This is a genomic window from Maribellus comscasis, from assembly GCF_009762775.1.
Lineage (GTDB): Bacteria > Bacteroidota > Bacteroidia > Bacteroidales > Prolixibacteraceae > Draconibacterium > Draconibacterium comscasis.
In genome coordinates, this window is record NZ_CP046401.1 from 4,173,812 (window position 1) to 4,185,548 (window position 11,737).

The following is an 11,737-nucleotide window of genomic DNA, read 5'->3' on the forward strand; positions in this document are numbered from 1 at the left end:
TTGAATTCGATAAACTTAATTTTCTTTCACCATTAATAGTTTTAGTTCATGCGGTTGAAATGTAATTTTCTGGCCTTTTTGAGCTAATGTGGCTTTAGCTGTAAATTCGTCTAACCACCACTGATTTCCTTTAACCGGCACACTTATTTTTGTTGTTACAGAAGTTTCCTGTTCATTAAAAAGAATATAATAATGAATTCCCTCTTTTGTAACATGGCGATAACGTATATTTTCGGATGAAGGCGAAAGAGAAAGATCAGGCTGAATTAGTTTTTCCGTTTCAGCAATTAGTTCTGCTGCAGTTTGAGCTACTTTTGTTTTTGGGAAAGTTGAAATAAAAGGTGAATCCTTAAAAATAATCAATTGGTCGTTTTCAGCTAATTTGTTAAGTGTCGGTTTAATATTATCAGGAACTATTTGTAACCCATCCAGAATTACTGCTTTGTAATTCATCCCTGCAATATGTACTCCGCTTTTGTCCACTGTAGCATCACTAATTAGATGTGATAATTCCAGGTAGTTGAAATCTTTTTGATTTTGGAAAAATATTTTGGCCGATTGATCAGGCAACCAGTTTGCGTCACCGAGTACCGCAATTTCACATACCTGGCGTGAATCGGTGTTCAACCAGCATAGCCTTCTGCAGGCGTCAGCATAATCTTTGTAATTACTCCACCATTTTGCATGTGGTCCAACATCCGGCGGTCTTTCGTCGTAACGGGCACCACGTATCGAATAGTAAAATGCGTGTGGGTAAAGTAAATTTTGCCCTCTTACAAAACACCAGTTGGCCAGCCAAACCATCTCATCGTAGGTTAGGTTGTGACCGTAAGCGCCATAGAGCTCGTTGGAGTTCCGGCGACGATTTAAATGAACCATAGCACTGGAAGCGTTTTTTGCCATGGTGGAATGTTGTCCATTCAATGCTTTTTCACCTGGTTCAACATAACGCCAAACCAAATCCTGACCAGGAATCTGGAAATATTTCTGGGCTCCCAAATCCATAGAACCGGCCGGATGCCCAGTGAGTGCAATTCCGTGACTTTCGCACCATTTGCTCAACCTTCCGTAATAATTTTCTTCCAGGCAAATGGCGATAGCCCTGTGGTAATCTTTCCGGTGTTGTTCCCAGTTTTCATGATCTTCGTACCACAAATCAGAAAAGTAAGGTGTAAAATCGTAACCAAGTATTTTGTTTATTTGCGGCAGTAGATTTTTATTTCCGGGTACTATTCCTCTCTTGCTCCCGCGTCCCAGAGGATCGGGTTCATCCGTAAAAACAGCGAGTACTGTTTTTCCAAAGTATTGTTTAAAATTTTCAGCAAACCGGTCATAAACGAGTTCAATAAAACTGCTAACTGCTTCGGGGTTTAATATATCCCCGGCTGGTGGAAGATCTTCTTTTCCCTTTGCTTCGTCAACCCAGTGAATTCCACGAATATGCCCATTAGAAGGTTGTTCAACAACAGCCATCTGTTTTCCATTGGGGCGTTGCAGTACTGTTACCAGGTTCCATCCATCTTTCAAAGCCGGTTTTTCTCCGGTTTCCAAATCAATTTTTGCCAACCCTCTGGCAGCATGTGCCGGATTTTTTGCAACTACCCGGCCTTCGCACGAACCTGAAGGATAGGAGCCTTCGTCGTAAAGTATTACCTTCATACTTCTCCGCTCTGCTTCTTCAATGGCAACTTTCATTAGGCTTAGCATCTCCTCGGAAAGAAAATCCATGCCAATGGGTAATCCCATTCTCGGGTGAATTACAAATCCATAAACCCCGTGTTCATCAAAGTCTTTTATTTGTCTGAGAATTTCATCTGCTTTAAGTGTATCATTCCAAAACCAAAATGGCATAACTGAGAATTCCCGTGGAGGCTCAACAAAGTTTTTGGCGATGTTCTGACCATTTATGAACGAGGTAAAGAAGAGCAATAAAAGGATTACTGGGAAGTTGCTTTTTATTTTCATTTTTAATTGTTTAAGTTGCTTAGCATTTTTAACGCCATTGCGTCGTTGCTTTGATTAGCATGTTCTTTCAAATATTTTCGATGTTGTTCAAGAACTTTTTTATACACAGGATTCGCGGCCTGGTTGACCATTTCCTGGGGATCGTATTCCATATCCACCAGAGATTCCCGGTCGTTTCCTTCACTATAAATACAATATTTGTAGCGTACACTGCGAACCATTCTTCCCTGGGGTTTGTAATTTTTCCCATCGACAGGCTCGCATTGGACCATGTGATTTTCCGTCACAACAAATTCCCTTTTCCATTCTGGTGCTTTTCCGGTTGCCGGTGCTTTTAAACTTTTCCCGGGTAATCCTTTGGGAATTTCGATACCGGCAAAGTCGCAAAGGGTTGGAATTATATCCGTTCCTGTATTTAAAAGTACGTCCGAAGTTCCCTTTATGGTTTTTCCATCCCATTTCATAATAAACGGCACCCGAGCCGATTCATCATAAAATACAGTTTTCTGATTCCAGTGATGGCTGCCTGCACAATCGCCATGATCGCTTAGAAAAACCACCAGCGTATTTTCTTCCTGCCCTGACTCTTTTAACGCATCCATCACCTCACCCACAAATGCATCGGCACGTTCAATTAACCTGTAATATCCCCATTGTAATCTGCGCCAATCAGCATCTGTATAATCGCCAACCGGGAACAACCGAAGATTTGCCTGGTACGATTTTCTCATGAATGTCATAATATCGGTTTCGTTTTTCGGTGGGAAAAAGTTTGTTTTGAGTGGCGGTAAATCCTCCAGTTGTGGCATTTCACTTATCGGGCCTCCGGGTAAATTCTGCTTGCGCGCCCACTGGCAAACTTCATGCGGGCTTAAAAATGAAGCGACAACAAGAAAAGGTTTTTCATGTTTTTGTTTCAAAAATGCCGCAGTTGGTTCAGCATCCAACTGGCTTCCTTTAACTATTGGATTATCAAATCCGTGTATTTCTTTTTGTTTTTCATCAAAAGCCACATGCCATTTTCCAAAATATCCGGTCTCATATCCGGCATCCTTAAATAGCTTTCCAAGGAAAACAAAATCTGATGGATTAATATCTTCGTCGTCATTTGTCAATACACCGGTTTCATGCGGAAATCTGCCAGTCATCATTGAAGTACGCATAGGCATACACAAGGGGTTAGGACTGTATGCATGCGTAAACCTGATCCCTTTTTCCGCCAATTTATCCATATTTGGAGTGTGTATGTATTGCTCGCCCATCACACAACTCATTGCATCGGCAAATTGCTGATCGGTCATAATTACAACAATGTTTGGTTTTTGAATGAACTGGGAAAAAACATTTGGTGCTTGAAGTGCAAATAGTGCAATAAATAGTGTAATTTTTATGGCTGTGTTAATTTTCATATTAAATGATTTAACGAGATTTTTAACTCATCTGCTTTTGAACTTTATTTAACTGTAATGATAAATAACTGTTCCGTTCCGTCAACGGTAATTCCCTGAACCAGAATCTGGTTGTTTTCCCGGTTCCATCTTGGGGCAGAATCAATTCTTACATCGCCTGAATATTCTCCTTTGTCAATACCTTCACTTCTTGTCCATTCTCCATCTTTTAAACGAACAATGTTGTAAAAGTTTTTACCATTTTTTGCGGAACCATTCACAAACCAGTTTCCATCAGGAGACAAGCTGATATCGCCTTCCGGATTGAGAATTGCTTCCGGTGTACCAATCTTTCCCACAATTTTTTCGCCGATAATATCGAAAATCACCTGATTATCACCAATTCTGCCAATCATATTTTGCCCGATTCCCCATTCAGGATGGCCGCCAATAAACTGACGTCCAACATGTAATCCGGTACCATCTGAGTTCATGGTGCAAAATACATTGGTTCTTTTTTCTTTTCCTGTGCCACTCCATCCGGCTCTCACAAAAAAGCAAAAAAGGTTTCCATCCCGATTCCATAAGGTGTGATTAATAAATAATGATTCCCCACCTGTATCAAAGCCTTTTTTTTGAAGTTCAGCCTCCAAGGTAGCGAATGAAACCAATAAATCTTTTTTGCCGGATTGAATATCGATTTTAAAAATACCATCATCTTTGGGAGCCCTTACACCTTCTGTCCAGTCGGTGGCGCCTTTATATCCGGTTACTGCCCGCAGTCGTGCCATTCTTGCGTAATTAATAGCCAGAAAAGTTTTTCCTTTTGGACAAACTCCACTATTGCCAACGGGTGTATCATTAAATTTATATTCATGAACACGCTTATTCAGAGAAATATCAAATAGCACGGTAAACACTTTACCTGTTTTTTTGTCCCGATCGTTAAAAAGGAATTGGTTCGCAGCATTATCAGGATTCCAGTAAAACATGGTACCCTGTTGTGGATTCCAACCCAAAGACTCATCTACTTTTTCAATTTTATAATATTTCCCTTCAGGTTTGTCTAAATGTACCAGGCAAACGCCGGCAGGTTCACCTCCATCAGGGAGATGGTAGATAAAAGGTGTACTTAAGGTAAGCAATCGTTTACCCGTTGAATTCCAGGGAATAGTTAATGATTGGCCTATATAACCAAATAAATGATGCAGGGGGCCGTTGGTTATTTGTCGAACGGAAGTAGAAAAACTGGCAGAGTTATGTATTGCTGGAGCGGGGAGTCCTAAAATTGCAATACTTCCCAAAGCAGTTGTGTGTATAAAATCTCTTCTTTTCATAACCTGTTATTTTATAGCCTGTAATTCCGGAAAGCAGGATGGCAATAATAGAAATGGTTTTCAAACGTGACCCAACATTCATTTCAGAAGATTATCAGTTTAACGAAGTAATCGTTTTTTCCAGCCATCTTTCAGCTAGTCCGGGCCAGGTCTCACCTGCCACATTACCCGGTCGCATTCCATATCCGTGGCCGCCTTCCGGCAATAAGTGTAATTCAACGGGTACTTTTGCATCGCGCAAAGCAGTTGCGTAAACCAACGAACTGTTTCCTAAGCGGTCGTCGGCAGTTTGAAAAATAAATGTGGGCGGAGTGTTTTCATTCACTTTTAATTCCGGAGTAAGATTTCGGTTTTCTCCCTGATCAAGATAAGCAGGGTAAATCAATAGCGCAAAATCAGGTCGACAGGAAAGTTCGTCTTTTTCGTCAACTTTGGGGTATCTTTGTTTTTCATACAGGGTACTGGCGCGTGCACTTAAACTTCCGCCGGCCGAAAATCCCATCACACCCAGTTTATCCGGGTTTAGATTCCATTTTTCAGCCCGGTCTCTCATTATTCTTAGGGCTCGTTGTACATCCTGTAAAGCACCATCCTGTTTTTTGGGAACCCGGTATTGAAGTACTGCAGCTGTATATCCCAGTTTATTAAGCCACAGTGCAATTTCATATCCCTCTTTGTCGATGGCCAGAATATTGTATCCTCCACCCGGACAGACGACTACACCGGCGCCATTGTTATTGTCGCTGTTTGCCGGGAAAACTATCATTGCAGGATCGGTTATATCTGTTAAGCGTGTGACATCCCCGGAGGTATTGTCGGTAACAACAGGCTCGTGTTTGGCTTCTGTTTCACCGGGTACAACATCAGGCCAAAGTTTTATTATCACATTTTTTTGTGCCGAGGTTCCCATAAACAGTAAAAGTGCAATTGTGCAGTTTAGTAATGTTTTCATTTTAACGTTTTATTTTGTAAATATTTCTTCATGAACCATTTCCCCATTAACATCGTAATGCTGGAAAGTAAGTTTTGGTTTTCCATTTTCCCGGGAAACCTCTCCCCGGAGAAAACCTCCTTTTACCCGCAAAAACCGATGCTCGGGGCGCAGATCTTCCTGATCCCATCCCCCGGCATGCATGTCAGCCCCGGCACCGCAGCTAAACTCCCAGAGATTTGTATCGGGCAGGTGTGTTACATATTGCCAATGACGATCGCCGTTACACAGATATACATTGTCAAATTGATTCAAAAAATTGCGTATTTGCTCCCCTTCGAAAGCGTATTTTGAGTTTGAATAATTATCGTTTTTATTCTCGCGGTCGGGGCCTAAAACGGGATTGGCATTGATAATTACTTTAAACGTAGCATCCGATTCCTTTAATGTTTTAAATAACCAATCCATTTGTTCCTTCCCATAAATGGTTTTTTCCGGCCCGTCCGGTATATTGTTGGAACTCCGGTAGTTTCTTCCTTCGGTAATCCAAATCTGCAGGTCTTTTCCCCAACGAATGGTTTTATAAAACTTGTTGTGATAAGGAAATTGTTCTTTTTCAAATATTTCAATGCCTCTGTCCCAGGGTACTGTCCCATAGGTTTGACCGGGCCAGGCATCATTTTTAAGTGCATCATGGTCGTCTTTCATAAAATAGGAGGTTACTTGTGTCCAGAATTTACGTTGCAGAGGAAGCGCGAATAAACGATCCCATTTAAAGCGCATCAATTCTTCAGTAAGCGCATAGGGTTCGGGTTTATCGTAATATTCAATATCGCCTGTGTGCACATAAAAATCAGGGAACATTTTTATCATGGAATTGTAGATTTTGTGCCCGTCAGTTGTGTCCTTTCTCCAATAATCATGACAGGTAACGATACAAAATTCAATGTCCTCTTCTGTTTTTTCTGTTGGTGGCGTGCGGAAAGCACCTTCAGTTTTATCCGAAACTTTTGATTTGTTATTGAGCCTGGCTTCAATTTCAACAACATATTTTGTGTTGGGCCGGAGGTTCTCAAGTTGCCACTGGGTTGTATAGTTTTTTTTCTCATCAACGGCAATCCAATCGGTTTCTGTTTTGTTGTCAGAATTTAACAAAGGATAATAGATAAGTTTGACTTCACCTGGTGCACCAGGACAAGCACCAAGCATGTTGTCCAATGTCATTCCTTCCGGAATTTGTGCTTTATGAATTTTTTCGGGATGGGCTTCTTTATCCAATCGTCGGTGTTCTTCAGCCGAGGGGATAAGAAATTTTGTTCCATTGGTATTCCCTTCCGGGTTATGGGTCAGCCGTGTCCAGATTACGATTGAACTTTGGTCAGCCCATCCATTGTGAAAGCCATTTCCAAAATAAGGCCCGTCGGTTTCTTTTTTGAGGCTGCACCCCAAAAACAGAAAGGCTAAAAATACCGTAAAAATGAAGCGTTGATTTATATTTAGTTTCATTTTAGTTGTTTTTTCATTCGTTCTTTTCAATTTGACTGGATTTCCATTCCTCGAAAAGCTGCTCCATCTCTTTAACTTTTTCAGGATTACTATTGGCAAGGTTTTTTGTTTCGGTCGGATCCTGCTCAATATTATACAGATCCCATGGTTCCTCCAATCCTTCTTTGACTATTTTCCATGAATCGGAATAAACTGCTTTTCCCCGGCGCCATTCCCAAAAAATGGGCTTTTCTCTGCTTGTTTTTTCTCCGTTGAGAACCGGAAGTAAACTAACTCCCTGCATAGGTGTTATTTTTTGGTTGTTAAATTCCGCTGGGTAAGTAGCTCCCGTAATATCCACTACCGTGGCCATGATATCGATAAAATGCCCGGGGAATTCAGAAAATGTTTTAGGTGTGATTTTTCCCGGCCACCATGCAATCAATGGGGTGTTGATGCCTCCTTCATAGCTGAAGTTTTTATAAAAACGGAAAGGAGTATTTCCTACATTTGCCCAATTTTCGCCAAGCGACGACCACCGGGTCATCGTCCCAATCTCTCCGTAATCGTCCTCTATATGTACCATTTCAGCCGATGCTCCGTTGTCGGATACAAACAGGATAAGCGTATTTTCATCTTTCTTTGTTTCTTTTAGTTTCGCAAGCAACCGACCGATGTTTTGATCCATTCGGTCGATCATCGCTGCATAAACTTCCATTTTACGGATTTCATCGTTTTGAATGGAATCTGCTAAATCTTCCCAGTTGTCATAAGTAGGAGCAGACAAACTGTATGAATCATCAATTAGGCCGATTTGAAGTTGTTTTTGATACCGTTGGTTGCGGATTTTTTCATAGCCTGCATCGTATTTCCCTTTATATTTGGCAATATCTTCCGGCCAGGCCATTAATGGGTCGTGTGGCGCGTTGAAAGCAAGGTAAAGGAAAAATGGCTTGTTTTCATTTTTATATTCATCTAACCAGCCCAACGCATAATTTGTAAAATAATCGGTTGTGTAAAAGTCTTTCGCTTCCGGCGTGTAAGGATGATACATTACAGAGTCGATACACCACCAACGTTGGGTTTTATTTCCGGGTTTTCCTTTGCGCGCCGGTGCACCTTCACCCGGCCGTTGGTCGCCCGGATTAAAATAGTTACAGGCACCGTCTTTTAGACCATAGTATCGGTCAAAACCCCGGGTAAAAGGATTTTCCAAACCGTGATGTTTCCCTGACCAAAGTGTTCGGTAACCCGCTGTACGAAGAACTTCTCCCAGCGTAACTGCATTGGTGATGGGGTTGGTGTGTGTGTTGGAATAACCGTTTTGCTGTGCATAAACTCCGGTAAGCAAGCATGCTCTTAAAGGGAAACATTTTGATGTATTATGAAACCTGGTGAATCGTATTCCACCTTCTCCCAGCTTGTCGAGGTTAGGGGTCTGTACTTCGCTACCGTAACATCCGATATCCGACCAGCCCAAATCGTCGGCACTGATTAATATAATGTTTGGTTTTGGTTGTTCTTTTTTGCAGGATAAAACGATTAAGACACAAAAAAGAAAAATAGATATTTTTTGGCACATATCCGTTGGTTTAGTTTTTATTGTTGTTGTTTCAAATGTATAAAATAAAGCGACAAAATTTCTGTCATCTTCTGTTTAAGGTGGTGTTAACTTTTTATATGGCAGTGTGTATTTTTCCAATATGTTGCCGAACTGATCGATTAGCCTGAAAGTAACAGCAGGTGTATCCTCTTGAATGTCAAAAGTAAATTCACCAAAGGCAACGGCCGCTGTTCCGTGATACCCAAATAACTGGTTTGTACTGTCTTTGGCCATCGCATCAGGCCCCGGAACACCTCCAAGCGAAGCAGCCTCAAATTCATAAAGTTTAAATCCCGATGGCCGGGGAATTGTAAATCCGCGTGCTCCGTGCCGATCGCCGCTAATTAATAAAACGCCGGAGATATTTTCTGATTCAATAAAAGCAAAAATCTCTTCTCGTGCTTTTGTATCCCAGGTTCCCCATGAATCCTTTCCATTACTAACATAGTCGCTCCACATGGTGCCGCTGCTAATAATTTTAAACGGAGCTTCGGAGTTTTTTAACGTTTTTTTTAACCATGTGAGTTGTTCCGGGCCCAGATACGATCCGTACCGGCCTCTTTGTCCGTTTTCCCGGCATGAGCGGGTATCGAGCATTATTATTTCCACAGGACCGATACGTGAGTTAAAATAAATACCTGGCTTTTTGTTTTCCGGGTTGTTCCAATTCTGCTGCCATACCGCCCTGGCTGCTTCGCGGTCTGCCGTGGTAAATCCTTTAGGGGTACCACTAAGGTCATTATTATAATAGTCGTGATCATCCCAGGAAGTATAGAGTGGAACATTTGCTGCGAGCTCCTTCCACGGTTTTGAAATATCACGAAGCATATAATCAGATCTGTGCAAATTAATTCGGTTCTCCCTGTCGTCCACTGCAATATCTCCCAGAAGCATCATCGCCTGAGGCTCTCTTTTTAGAATTTGATTGATTAGATTGGGATTGTGTAAACCTATTTTATGAAAACATGATCCAAAGGCTATCCTGAAACTATTTTTTTCGCCGGAAGCGGGTGCGGTAGTAAAGCTGCCCTCTGCAACTCCTTTCCCATTTGTGTAAACTGTATATTCGTATTCGGTAGCGGAAGACAGACCGTCCAATATAATTCTTTGCTCTACGCCTGGTTCAACCGAATTTTTTATATATGATTTTTCATCGCTGCTTCCCGATTTTTTTACTTTCACAACCAAAGGTTCTGAGGTCGATGGACGTATCCAAATGTTAACACTGTTTTCGCTTAATTTTCCAAGCATGGGGCCGCCCATTATTGGTAAATTGTTTTTCCGGGCAGCCGCAATAATCCCGGGATTTGTAAAATCAGCATCCGGTGTACCCAAAAAAACAGAACGAGCATCAAAATAAAACTGCCTGATGTTTTCAGGTAAAAGTCCGTAACTGTCAAGTAACCTGGTATCGATATCCAAATTTCCAACATGTGCTTCAGGAAGTGTAACCCTATAACGCGGAACGATGGTATCGCTTTCGGAACCAAAGCAGTTCGTGCTGTCGAAAAGTAAAATTGAAAGGAAGAAGCAGCATTGAAACAGAATAGTGTATTTATTCATTGTTTGTTCTTTTGTAGATTAGATCTTGTCTAATTTAGTAACCAGGAGGAGACTAATCTTGTAAAGACGGGTCTTTTCCGGGAAAACTTATCTCAAAGATCATAAATTTTTATTTTATACCTTATTATTTCTTGTATTCAGCGGGTTGTTTAAAATAGTGAGGTGGTGTTTCATCCAATTTTTGCTGAAACATTTCCCAATACTTTAATTCTTTATTTGTCAAATCATTTTTTTGAATGGGGTTCTTTTCCAATTCATCTTTTTTAAGGCTGTAAAATCTGCCATCATTATACAATTTATATTCCTTGTTTCTGATAAACCTTCCATACCAACGTTCAGATCCGCCTCCTTTTAGAGGATCATAATGAATAAAAATAGTTTTCCGGTTCTCCTGTTTATCTCCAAGGATTAAAGGTGCTAAACTTTTTCCATCGGTATATGCAGGTACTGGAATACCGGCAAGTTCTGCCAACGTCGGAAGAAAATCACTAAATTCAAAAAGTTCACTGTACTTAAAACCTTTTTCTATAATTTTTGGACTATAAATAAGTAAAGGCACATGAGTTCCTGCGTTGGGCATTGTGCCTTTACCTCCATGATAAGGGCCGTTTACTGTTTGAGTAACAATCTTGTAGTTTGTTCCATTGTCGCAGGTAAATATAAAAATGGTGTTTTCTGCTAGCTCCAATTCCTCTAATCGGGAGATAAGTTTATTGATAATCTTATCAGTGTACTCTACCATATCCTTAAAAAAACGATTGTTTTGCTTGTATCTGAGATTTTTATCTGACCATTCTTTTGAATCAGGTGTAGGAACAAACGGGTCATGCACCAATATCATCGGGTAATAGAGAAAAAAAGGCTTGTCTTTATTTTTTTCAATAAAATCCAATGCATAATTGCTAACTATATCAGGTCCGTAAGCATCTTCCAGTCCTTCCAGCTGTTTGCCATTTTGAAAAAGTTTTGGACTGGCATAACGATGTTCTGAATCGCCCAGAAAATTCCACAGGCAGTATTCATCAAAACCAAAGTGGTAGGGGCGATGTAGCATTTCTTCTGTTTGAGTTTCGAATTTGGTTTTAAGGCCATTTAATTGCCATTTACCTACAACACAGGTTTTATACCCTGCTTTTTTTAGCAAATTCCCTATTGTTTGCTCGTTGATGTCGAGATATCCGAAAGCTTTATAATTTCGGTAATTGTATTTTCCTGTCATTAGCTTTACCCGCGATGGTGTACATAAGGGTTGAGAAAAAGCATAGGTGAATTTTATTCCTTCCGCTGATAGTTTATCAAGAAACGGCGTATGATATGACACACATCCGTTGGAACTCAAACATTCAAAGCCCATGTCGTCGGCCATCACTAAAATAATATTTGGTTTTTGCTCTTCTGATTCTGAGGCTATTACCATTAATTCGGAACTTAAAAAAAGGATGAAGAAAAGAACGTATTTTTTCAT

The 11,737-nt window shown here is 40.7% G+C and carries 8 protein-coding genes; all 8 read right to left on the bottom strand.

Annotation, left to right across the window (positions count from 1 at the left end; genetic code table 11):
- Positions 1 to 15: 15 nt before the first annotated feature.
- On the bottom strand, positions 16 to 1,965 hold the full coding sequence (locus tag GM418_RS16460; protein ID WP_158868260.1) for a hypothetical protein: 1,950 nt from the start codon (positions 1,963 to 1,965) through the stop codon (positions 16 to 18).
- A 2-nt stretch (positions 1,966 to 1,967) separates the two neighbouring features.
- Positions 1,968 to 3,374: a sulfatase family protein gene (locus tag GM418_RS16465; protein ID WP_158868262.1), complete on the bottom strand. Its 1,407-nt coding sequence runs from the start codon at positions 3,372 to 3,374 to the stop codon at positions 1,968 to 1,970.
- Positions 3,375 to 3,418: 44 nt separating this feature from the next.
- Positions 3,419 to 4,690 carry a hypothetical protein gene (locus GM418_RS16470; RefSeq protein WP_158868264.1) on the bottom strand — a complete coding sequence of 424 codons (1,272 nt, stop codon included), beginning with the start codon at positions 4,688 to 4,690 and terminating at the stop codon, positions 3,419 to 3,421.
- 94 nt (positions 4,691 to 4,784) lie between these two features.
- Positions 4,785 to 5,642: an alpha/beta hydrolase gene (locus tag GM418_RS16475; protein ID WP_158868266.1), complete on the bottom strand. Its 858-nt coding sequence runs from the start codon at positions 5,640 to 5,642 to the stop codon at positions 4,785 to 4,787.
- A gap of 9 nt (positions 5,643 to 5,651) precedes the next feature.
- Positions 5,652 to 7,127 carry an alkaline phosphatase D family protein gene (locus GM418_RS16480; RefSeq protein ID WP_217447495.1) on the bottom strand — a complete coding sequence of 492 codons (1,476 nt, stop codon included), beginning with the start codon at positions 7,125 to 7,127 and terminating at the stop codon, positions 5,652 to 5,654.
- 13 nt (positions 7,128 to 7,140) lie between these two features.
- Positions 7,141 to 8,688, bottom strand: a complete 1,548-nt coding sequence (locus GM418_RS16485; RefSeq protein WP_158868268.1) for a sulfatase family protein — start codon at positions 8,686 to 8,688, stop codon at positions 7,141 to 7,143.
- A 75-nt stretch (positions 8,689 to 8,763) separates the two neighbouring features.
- Positions 8,764 to 10,272: an alkaline phosphatase D family protein gene (locus tag GM418_RS16490; RefSeq protein ID WP_217447496.1), complete on the bottom strand. Its 1,509-nt coding sequence runs from the start codon at positions 10,270 to 10,272 to the stop codon at positions 8,764 to 8,766.
- A 124-nt stretch (positions 10,273 to 10,396) separates the two neighbouring features.
- Positions 10,397 to 11,737, bottom strand: a complete 1,341-nt coding sequence (locus tag GM418_RS16495) for a sulfatase family protein (RefSeq protein ID WP_217447497.1) — start codon at positions 11,735 to 11,737, stop codon at positions 10,397 to 10,399.

Excerpts from the sequence above, each read along its gene's own strand:
- GM418_RS16460 (WP_158868260.1), bottom strand. The coding sequence starts at position 1,965 with ATGAAAATAAAAAGCAACTTCCCAGTAATCCTTTTATTGCTCTTCTTT.
- GM418_RS16465 (WP_158868262.1), bottom strand. The coding sequence starts at position 3,374 with ATGAAAATTAACACAGCCATAAAAATTACACTATTTATTGCACTATTT.
- GM418_RS16470 (WP_158868264.1), bottom strand. The coding sequence starts at position 4,690 with ATGAAAAGAAGAGATTTTATACACACAACTGCTTTGGGAAGTATTGCA.
- GM418_RS16475 (WP_158868266.1), bottom strand. The coding sequence starts at position 5,642 with ATGAAAACATTACTAAACTGCACAATTGCACTTTTACTGTTTATGGGA.
- GM418_RS16480 (WP_217447495.1), bottom strand. The coding sequence starts at position 7,127 with ATGAAACTAAATATAAATCAACGCTTCATTTTTACGGTATTTTTAGCC.
- GM418_RS16485 (WP_158868268.1), bottom strand. The coding sequence starts at position 8,688 with ATGTGCCAAAAAATATCTATTTTTCTTTTTTGTGTCTTAATCGTTTTA.
- GM418_RS16490 (WP_217447496.1), bottom strand. The coding sequence starts at position 10,272 with ATGAATAAATACACTATTCTGTTTCAATGCTGCTTCTTCCTTTCAATT.
- GM418_RS16495 (WP_217447497.1), bottom strand. The coding sequence starts at position 11,737 with ATGAAAAAATACGTTCTTTTCTTCATCCTTTTTTTAAGTTCCGAATTA.